This is a genomic window from Microbacterium sp. Leaf288 (genome assembly GCF_001422925.1).
In the GTDB taxonomy this organism is placed as follows: Bacteria; Actinomycetota; Actinomycetes; order Actinomycetales; family Microbacteriaceae; genus Microbacterium.
Window position 1 is genome coordinate 850226 of record NZ_LMNI01000001.1, and the last position, 22519, is coordinate 872744.

Genomic DNA, 22519 nt, shown 5'->3' on the forward strand with positions numbered 1-22519 from the left:
CCGAGGTTTGGGTCGCGTTCTTGTCGTTCGGGGCGCACGTGCTGCGCCCCGAACGGACGAAACGCGCCCCAAACCCGCGGCGCGGCGTACGAGCGGCCCTGCGTAGGCTGGGCCGCATGGCTCAGCGAAGCGCCGCACCTGCCGACCCCGCCGCGTCGCGCGGCATCTCGCGCCGGACGCAGTCCGACATCTATCGCGCCGGCATCAGCGGCACGCGGCCGCGCGTGCCGGTCGACACCGAGGCGCTCGAGGCCGCCGCCCGCAAGGCGCTGAGCGCCGAGGCGTTCGCCTACATCGCCGGGGGAGCAGGGGCCGAGCGCACCGTCGCCGCGAACCGCGCCGCCTTCGGCCGCTGGCAGGTGTGGCCGCGGACGCTGCGGGACGTATCGTCGCGCGACCTGTCGATCGACCTCTTCGGCGTGCGGCGGCCCACGCCGCTCCTGCTCGCTCCGCTCGGGGTCATGGAGATGGCCCACGCCGACGCCGACCTCGCGGTGGCGCGGGCGGCGGCCTCGCTCGGCGTCCCGTACACGCTGTCGAACCAGGCCTCCTTCCCGATGGAGGCGGTGGCGGATGCCGCACCCGACGGCTCGCGGCTGTTCCAGCTGTACTGGTCGGCGTCCGACGAGCTCAACGCGTCGCTGCTGCGCCGGGCCGAGGCATCCGGATGCGAAGCCGTCGTCGTGACGCTCGACACCCACCTCCTCGGATGGCGCACGCGCGATCTCGACCTGGCCTACCTTCCCTTCACGCGCGCGATGGGGATCGCTCAGTACACCAGCGACCCCGTCTTCCAGCAACTGGTGCGGGAGCGGTCGCGGGGAGCGGATGCTGCCGCCGACGCCGCGCCGCCGGTCAAGGTCACCCCGAAAGCCGTCGCGGCCGGGGTGCGGATCGCGCGCAAGGGAGCGGCCCTCACGGGCACGAACAGCGTGCGGGAGAACCTGCGCTCGCCGCTGCCGCGCGCCGCGGTGGAGACGTTCCTCGACGTGTTCTCGACGCCGGCGCTCACGTGGGACCACCTGGCGAAGGCCCGGCAGTGGACGTCGCTGCCGATCATCCTGAAAGGCATCGTGCACCCCGACGACGCGATCCGGGCGCTCGACGCCGGTGTCGACGGCATCTGGATCTCGAACCACGGCGGCCGCCAGATCGACCAGTCCGTGCCGACCCTCGAGGTGCTGCCCACGATCGCCGAGCGCGTCGCCGGGCGGGTGCCGATCGTCTTCGACTCGGGCGTGCGGCAGGGCTCCGACGTGTTCATCGCGCTCGCGCTCGGGGCGACGGCGGTCGCGCTCGGGCGCCCCTACTCCTACGGCCTCGGGATCGCCGGCGAGGCTGGTGTGCACGAGGTGGTGCGCAACGTGCTCGCCGAACTCGACATCACGCTGGGGCTGTCGGGACACACCTCCATCGCCGAGATCGGGCGCGACGCGCTGCGGGAGGCGTGACGCCCCCGTCACCGCGGCTCACCGCCCTCGGTGAAGCCGAAGATGGGCGTCGCCCCGGCGAGTTCGCCGGCCGTCGTCGGCGCGTCCACGCGACCAGGGCATGCCGCGTCTGCGCGGCCGGCGAGGCGCCGCCCGTCTGTGCGCCCGCGGCCGGGAGCCTTAGGCTTCTGACATGCCCGCACGAAGCCGGCGCTCGCCCGCCGACAGCTCGCCCCTCGCCTGGATCCGACCGCGTCTGCTCGCGGGCACGGCGGTGCTGATCGGCTCGGCCATCGCGCTGACCGGCTGCTTCGGCGCCGACCCCGTGGTCGAGGAGTCGGGCGGCGGCGATTTCGCGGACGACGGCTGCACGAGCGTCGTCGTGGCGACCTCGTCCGAGAAGGTCAACATGCTGGACGCGCTGGCCGACGCCTTCAAGGGCTCGTCGCAGCACGAGCAGCTCGCCGAGTGCGCGACCGTGCATCCGATCAATGTCTCGTCGGGTGACGCGACCCGGTTCCTCACGGCGGGTGGCGACTGGCCCGACGACGACACGCGCCGCTGGCCCACGATGTGGTCGCCCGCGTCGACGGTGTGGACCGATCGGGTCGCGGCCGCAGCATCCGCTTCCCTCGTCGGCGAGCCCGAGTCGTTCACGCACACGCCGGTCGTCTTCGGCGTGCCCGAGACGATGGCGAAGGCGCTCGGCTATCCGGCGTCGCCGATCGGCATCGCCGACTTCGAGGCGCTCTGCCAGGACCCCGCGGGCTGGGCGAGCGTCGGCAAGCCGCTGTGGGGCTCGTTCAAGATCTCGAAGACGAACCCCAATACGTCGACGACCGGGCTCTCGGCGATCCTGATGCAGTCGTACGAGGCATCCGGCAAGAGCGCCGACCTCACGGCTGCCGACGTGGCCGCCGCGGCCGAGTTCTCGCGCGTGTTCGAGGAGTGCGTGATCCATTACGGCGACACCACCGGCAAGGTGCTGACGCGGCTCTACGACGAGACGCAGAACGGCGCCGGCGGCTCGGGGTACGTGTCGGCGGTGGCGCTCGAAGAGACCTCGCTGCTCAACTACAACCAGGGCAACCCCGACTCGCACACGGTGCAGCCGGGTGAGACGCTGACGCCTCCGAAGGAGAAGCTGGTGGCCGTGTACCCGTCGGGCGGCTCGATGTGGTCCGACAACCCGATCACCGTGCTCGGCGCCGACTGGGTGACGCCCGAGCAGGCCGAGGCGGGCGCGGCGTTCGCCGCCTTCCTGCAGACCGACGCGGCGCAGAAGATCCTGCCCGAATACGGCTTCCGCCCGCTGGATGCCTCGGCGCCGCTGGGCGACCTCTTCACGGCCGAGTACGGCGTCGATCCCGCCGGCCCTGCGGTCACGCTGCCGAAGCCGGCCGTCGACGTGGTGTCGGCCGCGATCGACCAGTGGACCCAGATCCGCAAGCCCTCGTCGGTGCTCGAGGTGATCGACATCTCCGGCTCGATGGACGAGGCGATCGGCGACGGCCGCTCGAAGCTCGACGGCGCGATCGAGGGCGCGCAGGCGACCCTCGGCCACTTCCGCTCGTCCGACGAGGTCGGGGTGTGGGCGTTCACCACCGGCGTCGAGTCGGAGGCCGGGAAGAACATCGTCGTGCTGCGCGATGTGGAGCCGCTGGCATCCGACCGTGAGTCCGTGGACTCGTCGCTCGACGACCTGCGCTTCGCCCATCGCGACGGCACCCCGCTGTACGACGCGATCGCCGCGGCTTACGACGAGATGGTCGCGCGGGCACAGCCGGGGCGCATCAACGCGATCGTGCTGCTGTCGGACGGCCAGGACACCGACTCCGAGATCTCGCTCGACTCGCTCGTCGCGAAGATCGGCGCCGCGTCGAAGGAGGGCGGCGACGACGCGCCGGTGCGCATCTTCCCGATCGCGTACGGCGAAGGCGCCGACACGGGCGCTCTGCAGCGCATCGCCGAGGCGACCGGCGGCCAGTGGTTCGACGCGTCCGACGCCGCGAAGATCGACCTCGTCTTCGCGTCCGTGATCAACAACTTCTGAACGGCGGACGGATGCTGACGCTCGCTGACGCCGAGGGGTACATCGACGAGGCGGCCACAGCCCTCGCGCAGGGCAACGTGTACGTCTCGCCGGAGATCTCCGACTCGGCGGCGCTCGCGGCGAAGCTGGATCAGCAGATCGGCGACTCGTCGGTGGCCGTCGCCGTGTTCTCGTCGAACGCCGCACTGGAGGGCTCAAGCACCGAGATCCTGCGGGACCTGGCCGCGCCGGCAGACCCCGGGGTGCCGACCTATGACACCGTCATCGTTGCGGTGGGCGGGGATCTGGTCGCCGGGTCGAACGTGCTCCCCAAAGGCGAGGCGATGCGGATCGCGAACGAGGCTGAGGCATCGGCTGGTTCCCTGGACGCCGCGCTCACTGAGACCGTGCAGCGCGTTGTCGCCGCGACCCCCGCTGACTCGGGCCAGACCGGCGGCGTGGACGGAGGCCTCATCGTCGGCGGCGCGCTGGGCCTCGTCGTGCTCGTCGCGGCCGGCGGCGCGCTCTGGGCGGTGCTCCGCCGGCGCGGTCGAGGCGGCGCCGCCGGCCACCACGCCCCGCTTCCCGACACCGTGCGCCCGCTCGTCGGGAGACTGCGGGCACTGAGCGGCGAGTACGCGGCGGCCGGGGCATCCGGAAATCGCGATGCCACCGACGTCGCGACAGAGATCGTGACCGTCGCGAACAACACGACGGAGCTCTTCGACCGCCTCGGCCGCAAGGGCGACGAGGGCCAGCGGGCCACGGCAGCGGTCGAGTACGGCGAGACGCTGCGCAAGCTCACGGCGGCGCTCGACCGCGACTATCTGCTCGACATCCTGCAGCACCCCGACCTGTGGGACGACCCGGTCGATCGGGTCCGCGAGGTGCGCACTGCGCTGACGTCGTTCTCGACCGAGCTCGTCGAGAACATCAAGCAGGTCAACGCCCGCCGGGGCCTCCACTTCCAGGTGTCGCTCGACGGGCTCATCGGCCGCCGCAAGGAGCTCCAGGAGTGGGACCGCGCGTTCGAGCGCGCGGATGGAGACGCCGGTCCCTCGTCGCACGACGACTAGAATCGACGGATGCCGCGGTCAGCGGCTTCTCGCACTTTCGTGCATCCCCTCCCGACCATTGGAGCCACCGTGGCCGAGCAGTCTCGCCTCGACAAAGTCATCGCCCTCGCCCGTCACCGCGGGTTCGTGTTCCAAGCGGGTGAGATCTACGGCGGATCCCGGTCGGCATGGGACTACGGCCCCCTCGGCACGGAGCTCAAGGAGAACATCCGTCGCCAGTGGTGGCAGACGTTCGTGCGCGGCCGGGGCGACATGGTCGGCCTCGACTCGTCGATCATCCTGCCCAAGCGCGTGTGGGAGGCATCCGGTCACGTCGCGACCTTCACCGATCCGCTGGTCGAGTGCCTGCAGTGCCACAAGCGCTTCCGCGCCGACAACCTCATCGAGGACTTCGAGGCCCGCAAGGGCCGCCCGGCGGAGAACGGCCTCGCCGACATCCCCTGCCCCAACTGCGGCACGAAGGGCCAGTACACCGAGCCCAAGGCGTTCTCGGGCCTGGTGAAGACCTACCTCGGCGTCGTCGACGACGAGTCGGGCCTGCATTTCCTGCGCCCCGAGACCGCGCAGGGCATCTTCGTGAACTTCTCGAACGTGCTCACCGCGAGCCGCAAGAAGCCGCCGTTCGGCATCGGCCAGGTCGGCAAGGCGTTCCGCAACGAGATCACACCCGGAAACTTCATCTTCCGCACGCGCGAGTTCGAGCAGATGGAGATCGAGTACTTCGTGCCGCCCGCCGAGGCGCAGGAGTGGTTCGAGCACTGGGTCGACGAGTGCTGGGACTGGTTCATCGGGCTCGGCATCGACCCCGACAACATGCGCCGGTTCGACGTGCCCGAAGAGGACCGCGCCCACTATTCCGACGGCACCATCGACGTCGAGTACCGCTTCGGCTTCGCCGGCAAGGAGTGGGGCGAGCTCATGGGCGTCGCCAACCGCACCGACTACGACCTGAGCTCGCACTCGGAGGCGTCGGGCCAGTCGCTGACCTACTTCGACCAGGCCTCGGGCGAGAAGTACATCCCGTACGTCATCGAGCCCTCGTTCGGACTCACCCGCGCGATGATGGCCTTCCTCGTCGACGCGTATCACGAGGAGGAGGCGCCGAACGCGAAGGGCGGCACCGACACCCGCACGGTGCTCAAGCTCGACCCGCGCCTGGCGCCCGTGAAGGTCGCGGTGCTCCCGCTGTCGCGCAACGAGCAGCTCTCGCCGATCGCCCGCGAGGTCGCCGAGACCCTCCGAGGTGACTGGAACATCGACTTCGACGACGCCGGCGCGATCGGCCGCCGCTATCGTCGCCAGGACGAGATCGGCACGCCGTTCTGCGTCACGGTCGACTTCGACTCGCTCGACGACCGCGCCGTCACCGTGCGCGACCGCGACACGATGGGCCAGGAGCGCGTTCCGCTCGACGCCCTGCACGACTACCTCGCGGAGCGCCTCAAGGGCGCCTGACCCGCAGGACCATGGATGCCTCGACCCGCCGGGTCGAGGCATCCGTCGTCTGAGGGCGCCCGGGTCGGGCGTCCAGCGTCGTCCGGGGGCGCGGGGTTCGCGCGGTCGATTCCGGCGTCCGCGGTCGTTCGGGGCGGGCGCGGATGCCGATTCGGGCAGCGCGAGCGATCGGGCTCGCGCCAGCGGCCTATCCCCGAGCGTGGTCGGTGCCTAACCTGCTGACATGACCAGGGACTACCGCGGAACCACCGCGCTCATCACCGGCGCGAGCTCGGGCCTGGGGGCCGAATACGCGACGCAGTTCGCCGCGCGCGGCGCCGACGTCGTCCTCGTCGCCCGCCGCGAGGACCGACTGCGCGAGCTCGCCGATCGCCTCGTTCGTGATCACGGCGTGCGGGCGACGCCGATCGCCCTCGACCTCACGCGGCCGGATGCCGCCGTGGTGCTCCGGCGCGAGCTCGACGAGCGGGGCATCCGCGTGCAGAGCCTCGTCAACAACGCCGGGTTCGGCATGAAGGGGTCGTTCGCACAGGCGGATGCCGCGCGCATCGGCGAGATGGTGCAGGTCAACGTCTCGGCGCTCGTGGCTATCACGCGCGAGGTGCTTCCCGAGATGGTCGCCGACGGCCGCGGTGCGCTCATCGGCATTGCGAGCACCGGCGCCTACCAGCCCTGCCCGAGCATGGCGGTCTACGGCGCGACCAAGGCCTTCGTGCTGAGCTTCACCGAGGCACTCGCATACGAGACGAAGGGGTCGGGGCTGGGTGTGATCGCGATGAGCCCGGGTGCGACGCGCACCGAGTTCTTCGACGTCACCGGCGCCGATGCCGCGATCGACCGCTTCAAGACGCCGGCGCAGGTCGTCGCGCTGACCCTTCGCAAGCTCGACCGTGACGACGTCCCGCCGAGCGTGGTCTCCGGCCGTGCCAACGCGCTGAGCGCGTGGGCGGCGGGGGTGATGCCGCGCCGTCTCACCCTCGCGGTCAGCGGCCGCGTGCTCAAGTAGTCGCCGGCGCGCGGCATCCGTCGCCTTCCTCTCAGCGCTGGATGCCGTTCTCAGGACCGATGCGGCGCGCGGCGGGAGTATGCCCGTGTTGTTGCCCTGCCGGGCCCGTTGGTCCTGCACACGGTAAGAGGGTCGACTGCACCGGAGCAGGCCGGAACGACGAAGCGCCCGGCCCCTCGCGGGACCGGGCGCTGTGCGACAGAAGGGGTCAGCCGCCGATCGCGGCGGCGGCATCCTTCGCGGCGTTCTTCGCAGCCGCGCCGGCGTCGCCCGCGGCGGACAGCGCGTCGGCCCCGGCGGTCTTCACCGCGAAGGCCTGCAGCAGCGTGGTGAGGTCGAGACCGGTGAGGCCCTTCACGACCTCGGTGCCCTCGCCGAGCACGCGTCCGACGGTCTTCGTCATCTCGGATGCGCCGTCGGTCGAGACGACGGTGAGCTTGTCGATCGAGGCGATCGGCTCGGCCGCGGCCCGTACGATCTCGGGCAGGCGCGAGATGATCTCCTGTGCGAGCGCGGCCTCGCCGTACTTCTGCAGCGCGAGCGCCTTCGCGTCGGTCGAGGCGGCCTCGGCGAGGCCTTCGGCCTGGATCGCCGAGGCGCGGGCCTCACCCTCGGCCTTGATGCCGGCTGCGAGGGCGACCTGCTTGTCGCGCTCGGCCTCACCCGAGAAGCGCACCGCGGTCGCGGCGGCTTCAGCGTCCTGCACGGCGGCGACCTTGTTCGCCTCGGCGATCTTGGTGCGCTTGTAGGCGTCGGCCTCGGTCGCGGCGTTGGCCGCGTCACGGAGGGCCGTCGCGCGCTGCACCTCGGCGTAGGCCTGCGCCTCGGCGGGCTTGCGGATCTCGATGTCGAGGCGCTCCTGCGTCACGAGCGCCTGCTCGGTGAGGGCCTCGCGCTCCTGCACGGCGACGAGCTTGTCCTGCTCGGCGGTGGCGAGCTGGCCGGAAGCCTGCGCTTCGGCGTTCGCGCGGTCGGTCTCGGCCTTGATCGTGGCCTGCTTGAGGGCGAGAGCCTTCTGGCGCTCGGCGATCTGCTCCGACGCCTCGATGCGCGCGAACTCGCTGGCGCGGGATGCCTCGGCCTCGCTGATCTCGGCGACCTGGCGGGCGCGGGCGGCCTCGGCACGGCCGAGGTTGGCGAGGTAGTCGCTGCCGGGGGTGGAGATGTCGCTGATGTTGAGGAGGTCGACCTGCAGGCCCTGCTCGACGAGGTCGGCCTTGGTCTCGGCGACGACGCGGTCGGAGAGGCTCTTGCGGTCGGAGATGATCTGCTCGATCGTCATGTCGCCGACGATCGAGCGCAGCGAGCCTTCGAGCGACTCCTTGATGATCTCGGTGAGGAGGTCCTGCTGCGAGAGGAAGCGCTGTGCGGCGCGGCGCACCCCGTCCTCCGTGCCCGAGACCTTGAAGTTGATCGAGGCCTTGATCGCGATCTTGATGCGGTTCTTGTCGACGCCCTCGACGGTGATGCCGATCTGGCGCTGCTCGAGCGAGATCGAGAAGCCCTGCTGCAGGATCGGCCACACGAACGTGCGACCGCCGATCACGACGCGCTGGCCGCTGCCGGTCTCGCCGGGCGCCGGGCGGCCGGCCCCGCGTCCGACGATCACCAGCGCCTCGTTCGGAGGGACGCGGCGGATGCGCCGCGCGATGAAGGTGATCAGCCCGAGCACCGCCACGATGAGGGCGACGACCGCGATGATCTGGATGAGTTCGTTCGTCATGGACGACCTTTCTCGTGGGATGCCGCGACCCGGGGTTCCCGACCCGGACCGCGGTGGGGATCTACTCCGCGACGACCTTGACGCGGGTGCCGGTGTGCTCGATGACGCGCACGCGCACGCCCTCGGCGATGGTGTCGTCCGCGTAGGCGAGGCGGCGCTCGACCTCGTGGGGACCGTCGAGGCTGACCTCGCCGCCGGCCGGGGAGACCGTCGAGCGCGTGACGCCCGACAGGCCGAGCGCCGATGCCGGCACGCCGTCCGAGCTCTTGGTCAGCCGCTTCACGAAGAGCACGGCGATGACGTAGGCGATGATCGCCAGCACTGCGGCGAGAACGTACGCCCAGAGCGTGTCGAGGCCGTTCGTCGTGGTGAGGGCGCCGGATGCCCCGAACACCACGGCCGCGATCCCCAGAGCGGTGCCCGAGATGGCGCCGTCGCCGATGTCGAAGTGGTCGAAGATGTCGCCGACGATGAGCGAGATCAGCAGCACGGCGAGGCCGACGCCTCCGACGATCAGGAAGGGCAGCACGGTGTCTCCTGCAAGGGTGCGGTGCGGGCGGGTCCTTCCACCCTAGCCAGCGGTTGGGACCCGGTGTCCAATCCTGGGACCGGATGTGGAAAACGCGCTCCGCGGGCGTGCTGTCGAGGCATCCGTCCCCGTCGACGGCACGATGACAGCGCCGTGACAGCGGGACGCCAGAGGGGACAGCGGGCTGACGGTGCGAATCCCGCGACCCGATCGGGCGGTCAGTCCGTGACGGTGTAGGTCGTGTCGCCGGTCTCGCCGGCGAGCACGCGGCGGTAGTCCTCGGCGACGATCTCGCGGAGCACGCCGGCATCGACCGCGTCGAGGTCCTTGATGTACAGGCAGCTGACGCCGGTCTCGTGCGGGCCCAGATCCGCGAGCCGCTCGCCGTGCGCGGCGGTGCGCAGCGTGTACACCGTCGTGGATTCGCGCCGCGGCGAGAACGCCGCGATCGGTGCGTCGCCCTCGCCGCCGGCCGCCGAGCGGTAGTGGCATGAGCCGAACCCGATGATGGTGCCCCAGAGCTCGGGCTCGCGACCCGTCACCTCGCGCAGGAGATCGATCATCCGGGCGGCATCGCGCTGACGCTTCGCGGGCCGCACCGCGGCGACGAACTCGTCGACGTCCCCACCGGTCTTCTTCATCGCCGCCTCCCGGTCAGCCCTTGGCCGCGGCCTTCATCGCGCGCTTGTGCTCGCGCACCTTCGTCAGGGACTCCGGCGAGACGATGTCGGCGACGCTGCGGAACGACCCCTCGTCGCCGTACGAGCCGGCCGCCTCGCGCCAGCCGGCACCGGTGTAGCCGTACTGCTTGCCGAGGAGAGCCAGGAAGATCTTCGCCTTCTGCTCGCCGAAGCCCGGCAGGGCCTTCAGCCGCTTCAGTACGGTCGGCCCGTCCGGTGCTTCGGCGGGATCCGCGGCCGGGCGGGCCCAGATCGCCGACGCGTCGCCGCCCCAGTCCTGCTCGACCGCCGCGCAGAGCGCCTGCACGCGTGCTGCCATCGAGCCCGGGAACCGGTGGACCGCCGGCGTCGCCTTGAAGAGCTCCGTGAACGCCTCGGGGTCGAAGCTCGCGAGCGCCGCGGCATCCAGCGTCCCCGCGCGCTCGGAGATCTTGAGCGGTCCGGCGAATGCCGTCTCCATCGCGACCTGCTGGTCGAGCAGCATGCCGATCAGCAGGGCGAGCGGGTCGTCGGTGAGCAGGCGGTCGGCGGCGTCGTCGCCCGTGATGTGGAGCGTCATGCGGCCCAGTCTCCCACCGCCCGCCCCTGCCGGCACAGTTCGCGGATGGGAGGATGGATGCCGTGACCATCCCCACGCCCGCTCCCGACGCCGGCGGGTCGCCTGCACCCTCCGGGCACGAGGGCCCCGCCTCCGAGCCGTTCCAGGAACTCGTCGAGCACGCGCGCGAGACGCATGTGGTCGTCATCGGCGGCGGCATCGCCGGGCTCGTCGCGGCGTGGGAGTGCGCCAAGGTCGGCATGGCGGTGACGCTGGTGGAGGCATCCGATCGCCTCGGCGGCACGATCGGGTCCGCCCGCATCGCGGGGCTCGAGCTCGAGACCGGTGTGACCTGCTGGTCGACCCGCGGCGGCACCGTGCGCGGACTCGTCGACGACGTGCTGCCGGATGCCGCGATCGTGCGCCCGCGCGACGACCGCGAGTGGATCGCGGGCCTGCCGAAGGGTGCCGCGGCGCCGCTGCCCGCCGAGCAGGTGCTCGGAATCCCCGCCAACCCGTGGGACGAGAGCGTGCGCCGGATCATCGGATGGGGCGGCACGTGGCGCGCGTACGTCGATCGCCTGCGTCCCCCGCTCACGATCGGCGCCCAGCGCAGCCTCGGCCGGCTCGTCGACGGCCGCATGGGCGACATGGTCCTGGATCGCCTGGTGGCACCGCTCACCATCGACCGCTTCGGCCTCGACCCCGTCGACGTCGACGTCGAGGTCGCCGCCCCGGGACTCAGCAACGCGCTCACCCGCACCGGGTGGCTCGGCGGTGCGGTCGCCGACGTACGCGTCGATGCCCCGAGCGCCTCGATCGAGGGACTGGACGGTGGGATGCCGCAGCTCACCGCCGCGCTCGCCGAGAGGCTCGCCGAGCGCGAGGTCGCCATCCACACCGGAGCGCTGGCGACGGGTGTCGTCCGCAGCGACGGACGCTGGACGGTGGAACTCGCGACGATCGCGCCCGACGGTGCGGTCGCCGCACCGGACCGGCTGCACGCCGATGCGGTCATCGTCGCGACCGACGAGACCACGGCGCGTGCGCTCCTCGCCGCCGCGCTCGGCAGCCCCGCGTTCGCCGACGTCGCCGCCGCAGGCATCGCCCGCGACGTCGTGACGCTCGTCGTGGACGCGCCAGAGCTCGACGCTGCGCCGCGCGGCGCTCACGTCCACGCCGTCCCGGGCGCTTCGCGCGCGACCGGCCTCGTCCATGAGACCGCTCGGTGGGAGTGGCTGGCGCGGGACGCGGGCGCTGGGCGCCACGTCCTGCGCGTCGCCTTCGGCGCCCCGGGGATCGCTCCGGCGACCGAGGGACTGTCCGACGCCGACGCGGCGGTGATGGCCGTGGCCGAGGCATCCGTCCTCCTCGGGGTGCAGCTCGACGAGGGCCGGATCGCCGGCGCGCGCCGCGACGCGTACACCCTCGTTCCTCCCGCATCGGCCCTCGGCCGACGTGAGCGCACCGACGCCGCCCGAGCCGCGATCAGCCGCGCACCGGGGCTCGCCGCGGTCGGCGCGTGGCTGTCGGGAAGCGGCCTCGCACAGGTCGTCGCCGACGCTCAGGACGAGGCCGACCGCCTTCGCCGCAGGGCTCTGTGGGGTGCCGAGGCAGCAGAGTGAACCCTCCGCCCGAGCCCCTGTCAAGGGTGGATGCCGGAATCGGCATACAGGGCTACCCTGGGAAGGTCGTCAGGTCACACCGAGCGTGAGGAGACCTCATGAAGGGCAAGGCAGGACTGGTCATCGGACTTGCGATCGGGTATGTGCTCGGTACGCGCGCGGGTCGTGAACGCTACGAGCAGATCAAGACGCAATGGCTGAAGGTGTGGAACACGGAGCCTGTGCAGAGCCAGGTCGGCAAGGTCAAGGACTTCGCCAAGTCGCAGGCGATGGCGCTGCCGTCGACGCTGTGGGAGTCGGCTGTGAAGGTCACGCAGGCCGCCGGCTCGAAGGGCACCGCCGGGCAGAAGCTCGACGCGGCCATCAAGGTCGGCAAGGACTCGGCCGATGACGTCGGCACGGCGGCGCAGACCTCGGCGAAGGCTGTGAAGGACGCCGTCGAGGACGCCGTCGACGACGCTTCCGAGAACGGTCGCGGCGGGGCTTGACGTGATGACCACCCCCCGCGGCTTCCGCGACCGCGCGGACGACAGCCTGCTCACCCTGCTGGGTGAGATCCCGGAGCTCGTCCGCAACCTCGTCATCGCGGAGATCGACGCCGCGAAGGCCTGGCTCGCCAAGACCGCGAAAGACGGCGGATGGGGAGCCCTGTGGGTCTTCGCCGCGCTGTTCGTGCTGTTCTGGTCGGTCCCGGTGTTCGGCACGTTCGTGATCGCGGGATTGTCGTCGTGGTGGCCCGTGTGGCTGTCGGCGCTCGTCGTGTTCTTCGCGATGCTGGTCGTCACCGCCGTGTTCGCGTTCATCGGCGTCCTCTACTTCCGCCGGATCGGCGAGCGCCGCAACCCGGTCCAATCGATCGCCCTGGATGTGAAGGAGGTGCGCGATGAGCTCTGACGCGCCCGTGCCGCTGTCGAAGAACTCCGTCGCGCTGCCTCGAACCGCCGTACCCCTCGGCATCGGCGACCCTGTCGAGCAGGCCAGGACCGAGCTCAAGGCGGCGCTCGCCGCCATCGAGGAGAAGGCGAACGTCCCCCGCCGGGTCGAACGCGTCCTCGACGAGCGGATCGAGCAGGCCCGCGCGTTCAATCGCCGCAACCCCGCGCTCACCGCCGTCGCGGTCATCGCGGGCGCCGCCGCGATCGGCGCGGCGGTCTGGGGCTTCGTCCGCCTCTATACGCGCTGATCCCGCCCGGATTCCCGCTCTCCACACCGCCGAGGCAACGCCTCGCGCGATCGGGGGTATGCTCGGGAGGCAAGGCAGTGCAATGATGCGTTAGCTGCCGATCGCGCGAACCCGATTCGAATCGCGCATCGGCTGCCTCGATCTTTCCTGGGCGGCCGACTGAGCATCATCGAGAGTCGACCCCCCTATGAATTCCGCCGCAGCACAGCAGCAGTCCGTCAAACCTCTGACCGGCTGGCGCGTTCTCGTGCCCCGTGGCGGCCCCTGGGGCGACGGCGTCGCAGCGACTCTCCGCCGTCAGGGCGCGATCCCGGTGATCGCCCCGCTCATCAACTTCGCCCCCACGAACGACCAGGCGTCGCTCGACCAGGCGCTCGCCGACCTCGCCGCCGGCAAGTTCGAGTGGCTCACGGTCACGAGCGCGACGACGGTCGACGTCCTCTACGCCTACCGCGCGGTCGTCCCGGCGACGACGAAGGTCGCCGCCGTGGGCGAGACCACAGCTGCCGCGCTCCTCGCCGTCGGCTATCGCGTCGACCTCGTCCCCGAGCGCGACAACTCCGCAGCCGGCATGGCGGAGCAGCTCATCGGCCTCGAGCCCGAAGCGCGCGACATCCTCACCCTCCGCAGCGAGATCGCGAAGCCGGTCCTCACCCGCATGCTCACCGAGGCCGGGCACCGCGTCCGGAGCGTCGTCGCGTACCGCACGGTCGGGGTCCCCGTCACCGAGCGCATCGCCGAGGACGTCCACTCCGGCCGCATCAATGCGATCCTCGTGACCAGCGGCTCGGTCGCGCAGCAGGTGCACGAGCAGTTCCCCGAGATCCCCGACACCACGCTGATCGCTGCGATCGGCCCACGCACCGCCAAGGACGCGCGCCGCGCGGGCCTCGACGTGGATGTCGTGGCCGATGCGCAGACCGTCGATGCCCTCATCGACGCCGTCGGCAAGTTCTCCCTCCCTCACGCGGCCGACGAGTTCGCCCCGAAGACCGGCATGATTCCGCGTCTCGGCGGCATCGACACCCGGAACTGACCCGCCCGTGACCGGCACGCCCCGCATCGTCGTGCTCGCGGGCGGAGTCGGCGGCTCCCGCTTCGTCCTCGGGGTCCGTGGCGCGCTGCGCGCCCGCGGCATCGACGACACCGCCGCCGCGCTGACGGTCGTGGTCAACACCGGCGATGACATCTGGCTCTCCGGCGTGCGCCTGCAGCCCGACGTGGATTCGATCACCTATGCGCTCGCCGGTGTCAACGACGCCGAGCGCGGCTGGGGCCGGCAGGGCGACAGCGAGCGCGTCAATCACGAACTGCAGGAGTGGGGTGCCGGCTGGCCGTGGTTCACCCTCGGCGACCTCGACCTCGGCACGCATCTCGCCCGCACCGGCTGGCTGCGCGAGGGGCTCACGCCGACCGACGTGCTCGAGCGCATGTCGCACCGCTGGGACCTCGGCGCGCGCCTGCTGCCGATGACCGACAGCGAGGTCGACACCGTCGTGGTGCTCGCCGACGGCACGCGCCTGCACTTCCAGGAGTGGTGGACCCGGCACCGCGCGACCCTCGCGCCCGAGCGGTTCGAGAACCCGGGCATCGACGGGGCGATCGCCGGCCCCGGCGTCGCGGAGGCGATCGCCGAGGCGGACGCCGTGCTGCTGGCGCCCTCCAACCCGGTGGTGTCGATCGGCCCGATCCTCGCCGTGCCGGGCGTGCGCGAGGCGGTGCGTGCGACGCGGGCCCCTGTCGTCGGGGTCTCGCCGATCATCGGCGGCAAGGTCGTGCGCGGCATGGCCGACGTGTGCCTGGCCGCGATCGGCGTCGAGACCTCTGCGACGGCGGTCGCGGGCCTGTACGGCGCCCGCGAAAGCGGCGGGCTGCTCGACGCGTGGCTCCTCGCCGAGGAGGACGAGGCCGTCGCCGACGAGGTCGCGGGGCTCGGCATCCGTCCTCTCGTCCGACCGCTCTGGATGACGGATGCTGCGCGCCAGACCGCTCTCGGCGAGGCGGCGCTCACCGCCGCCGGAGTGTGAGCGTGCCCGAACTCGCGTGGTGGGCGTGGGCGCTGCTCGGCCTCGGAGCCGTCGTCGTGGGCCTGTCGAAGACCGCCGTGCCCGGCGCGGGGACGATCGCCGTCGCCATCTTCGCGGCCGTGCTCCCGGCGAAGCAGTCGACCGGCGTCCTGCTCCTGCTGCTGATCGTCGCCGACATCTTCGCCGTGACCATGTACCGCCGGCACGCGGACTGGCGCACCCTGATCAAGCTCGCCCCCGCGGTCGTGGTGGGCGTGCTGCTGGGCGTCGTCTTCCTGTGGTTCGCCGACGACGTGTGGGTGAAGAAATCGATCGGCGTGATCCTGCTGGCCGTCATCGCCATCACGCTGCTGCGGCGCCGGTTCGCCTCCGGCGTCGAGGCGGGCGGCTCGCACCGCGTCGCCGCAGCGACCTACGGCACCCTCGGCGGCTTCACCACGATGGTCGCGAACGCCGCCGGACCCGTGATGTCGATGTACTTCCTCGCGGCCCGCTTCGAGGTGAAGGCGTTCCTCGGCACGGCGGCCTGGTTCTTCGCGATCGTGAACCTGTTCAAGGTGCCGTTCTCGATCGGCATCGGCATCATCACGGTGCCGGGGATCCTCATCGACCTCGTGCTCGTGCCACTCGTCGTCGCCGCGGCGTTCCTCGGAAGGTGGCTCGCCGATCGCATGCCGCAGTCCGTCTTCGAGAAGCTCGTGATCGCCTTCACGATCGTCGGCGCGGTCTACCTGCTGATCGTCTGACCCGCCGCGCTCATCCCCACGGGGAGGGGCGGTCGTTGTCGCGCGTGCTGTCGTCGGGGAGGCGCGGGAGCTCGGTTCCGCTGGCGCGGAGGCACAGCCACCGCAGCTGCTCGGGGCTGTCGGGCGTCGCCCGCCACGTGCGCCACACGCCCTGACCCACCCGCACGACGGTGCCGGGGCCGACGTCGACGATGTCGTCGTCGAGGCCCATCTGCCCCCGGCCGGCGAGGAAGACGTACAGCTCCTCGACACGGGCGTGCGAGTGCCAGTAGCCGGCCTGCTCACCCGGCTCGAACGCGTTCGCGGTCATGCCGATGTACTGCATCGTCATGTCGTGGTCGACGACGCGGCGTCCGTCGCGCGACTTCTCGGGCGTGAACCCGCCGTAGTGCGCCCGCCACTCGTCGAGCCCGCCCATCTCCAGCACCTGGTAGTCGCTCATCGGGCCAGGCTAGCTGTGCCGGCGGGGTCGGGTCGGCCGGTGCGGTCGCCTCAGGCACGCGTTGCGACTGGACAGGCCGACTGTGCCCCGCGGATCGCGAGGCGACGCCGGCGGGGTCGGCCGGTGCGGTCGCTTCCGGACGGGCCGGTGACCGGAAGGGCCGACTCGGCGGGCGCTACGGTGCCCGAGGGGACGGATGCCGCGGCCTCAGCGCGCGAGAAGGGCCGCCGTGCGCGGGCCCAGACCCAGCATGCGCGCGGCGTCGAGCTGGTCGGCGGTGTCGACGTCGCGGCGGAGGGTCGAGGCATCCGGAATCGGAAGGGCCACGCACCCCCGCGCGACGTGCCGCGCGAACGAGCCGTCGCCGAAGGACGACTCCCACGGGGTGCCCGGCCCCGCGGTCACCAGCGTCGAGCCGGTGCCCTCCGCGTCGGGAACGACAGCGCGGGGGAGGGATGCTGCGGCCCGCAGCGCGTCCGCGAGGTCGGCGGGCTGCAGCGCCGGAAGGTCTCCGAGGAGGGCGGCGCGCGGCATCCGTCCGTCCGGATCGATCGCCGCGACGCCCGCCGCCACCGCGGCGTCGAGCCCGCGCGCGTCGCCTTCGGGGACGAACCGCAGCGCCGGGATCATCGCGGCCTCACGAGCGAGGGCGGCGTCGTCGGTCACCACCACGACCTGCGCGACGAGATCGCACGCGGTCGCCGCAGCGAGCGTGTCGAGCGCGATGGCTCGGGCGAGATCCGCGCGCCCCACGCCGTCGACGTCGAGCCGCGACTTCGCGCGGGCCGACGGCTTGACCGGCACCACGACGACCCAGCGCGGCGACGGCGACTCCTCGGGTTCCGCGCCGGACGGGCTGGAAGAGGTCGAACTCAGCGGTGGCGTCGCTGACTCCGAGGAGTTGCGGCGGCGCCGGCCGAACAGCGGGGTCACGCGTACTTCGCGCGCAGGCGCGGCAGGATCTCTTCGCCGTACATCCGCAGGAAGGCGCCCTGGTCGTGGCCCGGGTCGTGGAAGACGAGGTGGCGGAAGCCGAGGCCGATGTACCAGCCGATGCGCTCGACGTGCTCGTCGGGGTCGTCCGACACGATGAACCGCGACGCCGCGCGCTCGATCGGCAGCGCCTCGCCGAGCCGCTGCATCTCGATGGGGTCGTCGATGCCCATCTTCTCCTCGGGCGTGAGCGCCAGGGGCGCCCAGAAGCGGGTCTTCTCCTTCGCGGCCTCGATGGTCTCGTCGAGCGAGACCTTGATCTCCATCAGCGTGTCGATCGCGTCGGCCGGTCGGCCGGCCTTCTCGAGTCCCTCGTGCAGCGCCGGCAGCAGCGTGTCGGTGTACAGCTCGCGCTTCTTGCCCGACGTCGTGATGAAGCCGTCGGCGATGCGGCCGGCGAGGCGCGTCGCGGCGGGGCCGGCGGCACCGATGTAGATCGGCACGGGCTCGGGGAGCTTGTCGTAGATCGTGATGTTGCGGGCCGTGTAGTACGTGCCGTCGAAGTTGACGCGGTCCTCCGACCACAGCCGGCGGATGAGGCCGATGGCCTCCTTGAGGCGCTGGAACCGCTCCGGCGGATCGGGCCATGTGATGCCGAGGTTCGCCTCGTTGAGCGCCTCGCCGGTGCCGACGCCGAGGATCACGCGCCCCGGGTACATCACGCCGAGCGTCGCGAAGTCCTGGGCGACGACCGTCGGGTTGTAGCGGAACGTCGGCGTGAGCACGGACGTGCCGATGAGCACGCGCGAGGTCTTCGCGCCGAGCGCGCCGAGCCACGGGACGGACGCGGGGGCATGCCCGCCGTCGTGCAGCCACGGCTGCAGGTGGTCCGAGATGAACACCGAGTCGAACCCGGCCTCCTCGGCCTGGATCGCGTAGTCGAGCAGCTCGGCCGGGCCGAACTGCTCGGCGGAGGCCTTGTAGCCGAAGCGCAGAGGAACGGTCATGCGGGTATCCCTTCGATGGCGGGTGCAGGCAGGAACTCGGAGCCGTCGGCGCGGGCGAGTCGCTCCCGGAAGGCGTCGACGGTGCCCGGCCAGAGCAGGGCGAGCCGCCCCGAGCGCTCGTCGACGTACCAGTTGCGGCAGCCGCCGGTCATCCAGCGGGTGGATGCCGCAGCCCGGGCGATCTCGTCGGTGTAGGTGCGCTCGGCCTCGGGGTCGACGCGCAGCACCCGGCCGCCACGCGCGTCGAGGACGCGCGTGACGTACCCCGCCTGCTCCTCGATCATGAGCACGGACGACGAGTGGCCGAGCGAGGCGTTCGGCCCGTTGAGCACGAAGAGGTTCGGGAAGCCGGCGACGACCGTCGACGCGAACGCCGTCATTCCACCCGACCAGTGCTCGGCGAGCGTCACACCGCCCTCGCCTGTGACGAGCTCGGCGTAGGGCTGGCGCGTCGAGGCGAATCCGGTCGCGAGGACCAGAGCGTCGACCTCGTGGCGGGTGCCGTCGGAGGCGACGAGCGTCGAGCCGTCCACCTCGGTGAGCGCATCGGGCACGAGGGTCACGGCCTCGGACGCGACAGCGGGGTAGAAGTCGTCCGACAGCAGCACGCGCTTGCAGCCGAACGCGTAGTCGGGGGTGAGAGCGGCACGCAGCGCGGGGTCGGCGACCTGACGCTCCAGGTGCGCGAGCGCCACGGCCTCGGCGTCCGCCGCCGCGGCGGAGTCGCCCGCGCGCGACGCGAAACGCGCCTCGCCCTCGGCGTAAAGGTCGGCGCGGAGGGCCTCGAGCGCCTGCGGGGACGCGGCGAAGCGGGCGCGGTCGGCGTCGGAGTAGGCGTCGCCGCCGCGCGGCACGATCCACGCGGGCGTGCGCTGGAAGAGCGTGACGTGCGCCGCCGTGCGTGCGAGCTCGGGGACGATCTGCACCGCGCTCGCACCCGTGCCGACGACGCCGACGCGGGCGCCGGCGAGATCCGCCGAGTGGTCCCACCGCGCGGAGTGGAACAGCGGCCCCGGGAACTGCTCGAGCCCGGCGAAGCGTGGAATGGTCGGCTCGGTGAGACGCCCGCACGCGAGCACGAGCACGTCGGCCGTGATGACGCCGGACGGCGTGGTGAGCCGCCACACGTCGTGCGCAGCATCCCAGGCGGCCCCGCGCATCGGGGTGCGCAGGAGCACCCGGTCGCGCAGGCCCTCGACGTCGACGACGTGCTCGAGGTACGCGTGGATCTCCGCGCCCTTCGCGTACGTGCCCGACCACGCCGGGTTCGGGTGCGCCGCGAAGCCGTAGAGGTGCGAGGGCACATCGCACGCGATGCCCGGGTACGTGTTGTCGCGCCAGGTGCCGCCGACGGACTCCGCCCGCTCCAGCACCACGAAGTCCTCGCGGCCCGCGCGGCGCAGTGCCGACGCCACCCCGATGCCGGCGAATCCGGCACCGACGATCGCGACCTCGACGCGGGTCACCGCAGGACCTGACCGTACGTCGTCGTGCGCAGGCGGAACGGCCGGAACAGGCGCGCGACCATCGCCGAGGCATCCGTCACCGGCAGTTCGAGACCGTGCTCGATGCCCGCCTCGGGCTTCACGCGGCCGTCGAGCAGGGTGCCGCCGAGGTCGTCGCCGCCGGACTGCAGCAGGACGACGGATGCCTCGCGCCCGACGCGCGTCCACGGGATCTGGATGTGCGGGATGCTGCCCGACAGAAGCAGCCGCGAGACGGCGACCATCGCGCGGTGCTCGTCGAGCGGGGCGCGGCCCGAGACCAGGGGGACGCCGCCGGCGGGTCCGGGCAGCGGGATCGGCACGAACTCGCTGAAGCCGCGCGTCTCGCCCTGGATGGCCCGCAGCTGTCGCAAGTGCGCGATGCGCTCGGCCGCGGTCTCGACGTGACCGTAGAAGATGACGCTCGTCGACCGGAATCCGCCGCGGTGCGCCGCCGTGATGCCCTCGACCCAGCGGTCGATCTCGAGGTCGGTCGGCGCGACCAGCCTGCGCACGCGCTCGCTCAGCACCTTGACGCCCGTGCCCGGCACGGTGTCGACGCCCGCCTCGCGCATCGCGGCGAGGGCTGCGCCGAGCGAGAGACCGGAGCGGTCGGCGAGGTCGCGCACGTCCTGAGGGCGATAGGCGTGGAGATGGATGCCGGAGGCAGCGGCCTTCACCGCACGCGCGATGTCGAGGTAGCCCGAGGGGTCTTCGGAAGCCGGGAGCAGCCCTTGCACGCAGAGCTCCGTGGCGCCGAGATCCCACGCGTCGGCCGCGATCGCCTCGACGTCGTCGAGGGTGAAGGTCGCGGGGTCGTCGCCCGTGGTCGGGCGGAGCCAGGTGGAGGTGAGGTTGCGGTTCACCACAAGGGTGACCGCTTCGCCCACGGTGTACCGACGCACGTCGTCGGCGGTAGCCGCGAGTACGTCGAGGTCGTCGCCGGTCGCCTCGAGGAGGGCGACCCACTCGGCGTCGTCTAGCGCGAGCGGGTCCGCCGCCGCGGCCTCCGCGAGCTGCTTCACCGTCCGCGCCCTCGCCCCCCGCTGTTCCGCAGTCGACTTGTGCGAGTCCGCCAACGCCCGATCCGCCGAAACTGACTGCGCAGCGATCCGCCCGTTGGAGCTCAGACCCAGCGGTTCCGCAGTCAGTTCGTGCGGGTCGCCGGGGGGCCGATCCGCCGGAAGTGACTGCGGAACAGAGGAGAACGGGACCGTGGGCGGGGCGGAGGCGGGGGACGCCGGGGGCACGGCGGCGCGGCCGGGGGCGGCGAGCCCGGTCTCGGGATCCGCGAGCGCCTCGACCGCGGGGCGCAGCGCGGGATCGATCCACGTCTGGGCCCCGAGCACGAACTCGGGTTGCGCGGTCAGGCGCTCGCGCAGCTCGAAGCCGAGCTCCGCCGTCATGCGGGCGAGGTCGTCGAGGTGCGGCCACGGGCGCTCGGGGTTGACGTGATCGGCGGTGAGCGGCGAGACGCCGCCCCAGTCGTCGGTGCCGGCGCGCACCAGCAGCCCGAACTCCGTGGCGTCCGAGAGGTTCGGAGGCACCTGGATGCGCATCCGAGCGCCCATCACGAGCCGCGCCACGGCCACCGTCGCGACGTACTCGAGCAGCTCCGCGTCGGGTGCGCCCTGCATCGCGGTGCGGGGCTTCGCGCGGAAGTTCTGGACGATGACCTCCTGGACGTGGCCCTGTCCATCCACCTGGTGACGTTCGTGGGCCTCGCGGATCGCGACCAGCGACTCGGCGCGGTCGCGCACGGTCTCGCCGATCCCGACGAGGATGCCGGTGGTGAAGGGCACGCGCTCGCGCCCGGCGGCGTCGATCACCTCGAGCCGCAGCGCCGGGTCCTTGTCGGGCGAGCCGAAGTGCACCTGCCCAGGCTCTTCGAACAGGCGACGCGAGGTCGTCTCGAGCATCATGCCCATCGACGGTGCGGTGGGCCGCAGCATCCGCAGCTCGTCCGCGTTCATGACTCCCGGGTTGGCGTGGGCGAGCAGACCGGTCTCAGCGGTCACCAGGCGCGCGATGTGCGCGACGTACTCGATCGTCGAGGCGAACCCGTGCTCGTCGAGCCACGCGCGCGCCTCGGGCCAGCGGTCCTCGGGACGGTCGCCGAGCGTCAGCAGCACCTCTTTGCAACCCATCGCCTGGCCCTGCCGCACGACGGCCAGCACCTGCTCGGGCGACATGTACGCGGGCTTGTGCTTCTTGAGCAGCTGCCCGGGGGTGTCGACGAACACGCAGTAGTGGCAGCGGTCGCGGCACAGGGTCGTGAGCGGCACGAACACCTTGCGCGAGTACGTGATCACGCGAGGGCGACCGGATGCTGCGAGCCCGGCATCGCGCAGTTCCCCGGCGATCTCCAGCAGGCGCTCGAACCGCTCGCCCGTCGCACCGAGCAGCGTCTCGGCGTCGGCGGCGTCGAGACGTTCGCCGGCCGCGGCGCGCGCGAGCACGGCGTCGACGGCGATGGACGAGGACGCGGTGACGGAGGGGGACACGACGGTCACCGATCCAGTCTTGCACCGCCGGCGAACCCCGGGGCGCGGGATCGTTGCCCTCCCGTAAGCAAATCAGTCCGGTTCCGAGTGCCCGCGCTG

Annotated in this window: 21 protein-coding genes; 12 read left to right on the top strand and 9 right to left on the bottom strand. The window is 71.9% G+C overall.

Translation table 11 applies throughout. The features are described from left to right. Positions 1 to 116: 116 nt before the first annotated feature. The 5 genes from ASF40_RS03615 (at position 117) to ASF40_RS03635 (ending at position 6999) form a co-directional block, all read left to right on the top strand. Entirely contained in the window at positions 117 to 1451 is a 1335-nt protein-coding gene (locus ASF40_RS03615) for an alpha-hydroxy-acid oxidizing protein (protein ID WP_082496824.1), read from the top strand. 172 nt (positions 1452 to 1623) lie between these two features. Beyond that, entirely contained in the window at positions 1624 to 3483 is a 1860-nt protein-coding gene (locus ASF40_RS03620; protein WP_235560115.1) for a vWA domain-containing protein, read from the top strand. 11 nt (positions 3484 to 3494) lie between these two features. Then, positions 3495 to 4538, top strand: a complete 1044-nt coding sequence (locus tag ASF40_RS03625) for a hypothetical protein (protein ID WP_056366468.1) — start codon at positions 3495 to 3497, stop codon at positions 4536 to 4538. A gap of 69 nt (positions 4539 to 4607) precedes the next feature. Next, positions 4608 to 5993, top strand: a complete 1386-nt coding sequence (locus ASF40_RS03630; RefSeq protein ID WP_056366471.1) for a glycine--tRNA ligase — start codon at positions 4608 to 4610, stop codon at positions 5991 to 5993. 223 nt (positions 5994 to 6216) lie between these two features. Further along, positions 6217 to 6999, top strand: a complete 783-nt coding sequence (locus ASF40_RS03635) for an SDR family NAD(P)-dependent oxidoreductase (RefSeq protein ID WP_056366474.1) — start codon at positions 6217 to 6219, stop codon at positions 6997 to 6999. A 208-nt stretch (positions 7000 to 7207) separates the two neighbouring features. On the opposite strand, the gene ASF40_RS03640 is transcribed toward ASF40_RS03635, so the two are convergent. The 4 genes from ASF40_RS03640 to ASF40_RS03655 all read right to left on the bottom strand — a co-directional run bounded on the left by ASF40_RS03640 (position 7208) and on the right by ASF40_RS03655 (position 10490). Continuing rightward, complete coding sequence (locus ASF40_RS03640) at positions 7208 to 8722, bottom strand: flotillin family protein (RefSeq protein ID WP_056366477.1); 1515 nt, start codon at positions 8720 to 8722, stop codon at positions 7208 to 7210. A gap of 61 nt (positions 8723 to 8783) precedes the next feature. Further along, complete coding sequence (locus tag ASF40_RS03645; RefSeq protein WP_056366480.1) at positions 8784 to 9251, bottom strand: NfeD family protein; 468 nt, start codon at positions 9249 to 9251, stop codon at positions 8784 to 8786. A gap of 218 nt (positions 9252 to 9469) precedes the next feature. Next, positions 9470 to 9892: a DUF1801 domain-containing protein gene (locus ASF40_RS03650; RefSeq protein WP_056366483.1), complete on the bottom strand. Its 423-nt coding sequence runs from the start codon at positions 9890 to 9892 to the stop codon at positions 9470 to 9472. 13 nt (positions 9893 to 9905) lie between these two features. Beyond that, complete coding sequence (locus tag ASF40_RS03655) at positions 9906 to 10490, bottom strand: HhH-GPD-type base excision DNA repair protein (protein ID WP_056366486.1); 585 nt, start codon at positions 10488 to 10490, stop codon at positions 9906 to 9908. Positions 10491 to 10552: 62 nt separating this feature from the next. Here ASF40_RS03655 and ASF40_RS03660 point away from each other — a divergent pair, with 62 nt between their 5' ends. The 7 genes from ASF40_RS03660 to ASF40_RS03690 all read left to right on the top strand — a co-directional run bounded on the left by ASF40_RS03660 (position 10553) and on the right by ASF40_RS03690 (position 16050). Then, positions 10553 to 12094, top strand: coding sequence for a protoporphyrinogen/coproporphyrinogen oxidase (locus tag ASF40_RS03660; RefSeq protein WP_235560116.1), 1542 nt, complete (start codon positions 10553 to 10555; stop codon positions 12092 to 12094). 98 nt (positions 12095 to 12192) lie between these two features. Next, positions 12193 to 12582 (top strand): hypothetical protein, encoded by a 390-nt coding sequence (locus tag ASF40_RS03665; protein WP_056366489.1) that lies wholly within the window; start codon positions 12193 to 12195, stop codon positions 12580 to 12582. A 4-nt stretch (positions 12583 to 12586) separates the two neighbouring features. Continuing rightward, positions 12587 to 12988 (top strand): phage holin family protein, encoded by a 402-nt coding sequence (locus tag ASF40_RS03670; RefSeq protein WP_056366810.1) that lies wholly within the window; start codon positions 12587 to 12589, stop codon positions 12986 to 12988. Next, positions 12978 to 13277 carry a hypothetical protein gene (locus tag ASF40_RS03675; protein WP_056366491.1) on the top strand — a complete coding sequence of 100 codons (300 nt, stop codon included), beginning with the start codon at positions 12978 to 12980 and terminating at the stop codon, positions 13275 to 13277. The genes ASF40_RS03670 and ASF40_RS03675 overlap by 11 nt, the downstream gene beginning before the upstream one ends. A 187-nt stretch (positions 13278 to 13464) precedes the next feature. Then, positions 13465 to 14313, top strand: a complete 849-nt coding sequence (locus ASF40_RS03680) for a uroporphyrinogen-III synthase (protein ID WP_056366494.1) — start codon at positions 13465 to 13467, stop codon at positions 14311 to 14313. 7 nt (positions 14314 to 14320) lie between these two features. Further along, the gene (gene cofD, locus ASF40_RS03685) at positions 14321 to 15304 is read left to right on the top strand and encodes a 2-phospho-L-lactate transferase (protein WP_056366497.1); all 984 of its coding nucleotides are present in this window, start codon (positions 14321 to 14323) and stop codon (positions 15302 to 15304) included. Positions 15305 to 15306: 2 nt separating this feature from the next. After that, complete coding sequence (locus ASF40_RS03690) at positions 15307 to 16050, top strand: sulfite exporter TauE/SafE family protein (RefSeq protein ID WP_056366501.1); 744 nt, start codon at positions 15307 to 15309, stop codon at positions 16048 to 16050. Between the two features lie 10 nt (positions 16051 to 16060). Here ASF40_RS03690 and ASF40_RS03695 read toward each other — a convergent pair whose 3' ends face one another. The 5 genes from ASF40_RS03695 to cofG form a co-directional block, all read right to left on the bottom strand. Further along, on the bottom strand, positions 16061 to 16492 hold the full coding sequence (locus ASF40_RS03695) for a cupin domain-containing protein (protein ID WP_056366503.1): 432 nt from the start codon (positions 16490 to 16492) through the stop codon (positions 16061 to 16063). Positions 16493 to 16699: 207 nt separating this feature from the next. Further along, positions 16700 to 17425 (bottom strand): 2-phospho-L-lactate guanylyltransferase, encoded by a 726-nt coding sequence (cofC, locus tag ASF40_RS03700; protein WP_082496826.1) that lies wholly within the window; start codon positions 17423 to 17425, stop codon positions 16700 to 16702. After that, entirely contained in the window at positions 17422 to 18432 is a 1011-nt protein-coding gene (gene fgd / locus ASF40_RS03705; protein WP_056366506.1) for a glucose-6-phosphate dehydrogenase (coenzyme-F420), read from the bottom strand. The genes cofC and fgd overlap by 4 nt, the downstream gene beginning before the upstream one ends. Next, on the bottom strand, positions 18429 to 19898 hold the full coding sequence (locus ASF40_RS03710) for a flavin-containing monooxygenase (protein WP_056366509.1): 1470 nt from the start codon (positions 19896 to 19898) through the stop codon (positions 18429 to 18431). Before ASF40_RS03710 ends, fgd begins: the two co-directional genes overlap by 4 nt. Continuing rightward, positions 19895 to 22429, bottom strand: a complete 2535-nt coding sequence (gene cofG, locus ASF40_RS03715; RefSeq protein WP_056366512.1) for a 7,8-didemethyl-8-hydroxy-5-deazariboflavin synthase CofG — start codon at positions 22427 to 22429, stop codon at positions 19895 to 19897. The genes ASF40_RS03710 and cofG overlap by 4 nt, the downstream gene beginning before the upstream one ends. Positions 22430 to 22519 lie beyond the last annotated feature (90 nt).

Bases quoted from the DNA above. Each gene is read 5' to 3' on its own strand.
- ASF40_RS03615 (WP_082496824.1), top strand. From the start codon at position 117: ATGGCTCAGCGAAGCGCCGCACCTGCCGACCCCGCCGCGTCGCGCGGC.
- ASF40_RS03620 (WP_235560115.1), top strand. From the start codon at position 1,624: ATGCCCGCACGAAGCCGGCGCTCGCCCGCCGACAGCTCGCCCCTCGCC.
- ASF40_RS03625 (WP_056366468.1), top strand. From the start codon at position 3,495: ATGCTGACGCTCGCTGACGCCGAGGGGTACATCGACGAGGCGGCCACA.
- ASF40_RS03635 (WP_056366474.1), top strand. From the start codon at position 6,217: ATGACCAGGGACTACCGCGGAACCACCGCGCTCATCACCGGCGCGAGC.
- ASF40_RS03640 (WP_056366477.1), bottom strand. From the start codon at position 8,722: ATGACGAACGAACTCATCCAGATCATCGCGGTCGTCGCCCTCATCGTG.
- ASF40_RS03650 (WP_056366483.1), bottom strand. From the start codon at position 9,892: ATGAAGAAGACCGGTGGGGACGTCGACGAGTTCGTCGCCGCGGTGCGG.
- ASF40_RS03655 (WP_056366486.1), bottom strand. From the start codon at position 10,490: ATGACGCTCCACATCACGGGCGACGACGCCGCCGACCGCCTGCTCACC.
- ASF40_RS03665 (WP_056366489.1), top strand. From the start codon at position 12,193: ATGAAGGGCAAGGCAGGACTGGTCATCGGACTTGCGATCGGGTATGTG.
- ASF40_RS03670 (WP_056366810.1), top strand. From the start codon at position 12,587: ATGACCACCCCCCGCGGCTTCCGCGACCGCGCGGACGACAGCCTGCTC.
- ASF40_RS03675 (WP_056366491.1), top strand. From the start codon at position 12,978: ATGAGCTCTGACGCGCCCGTGCCGCTGTCGAAGAACTCCGTCGCGCTG.
- ASF40_RS03680 (WP_056366494.1), top strand. From the start codon at position 13,465: ATGAATTCCGCCGCAGCACAGCAGCAGTCCGTCAAACCTCTGACCGGC.
- ASF40_RS03695 (WP_056366503.1), bottom strand. From the start codon at position 16,492: ATGAGCGACTACCAGGTGCTGGAGATGGGCGGGCTCGACGAGTGGCGG.
- fgd (WP_056366506.1), bottom strand. From the start codon at position 18,432: ATGACCGTTCCTCTGCGCTTCGGCTACAAGGCCTCCGCCGAGCAGTTC.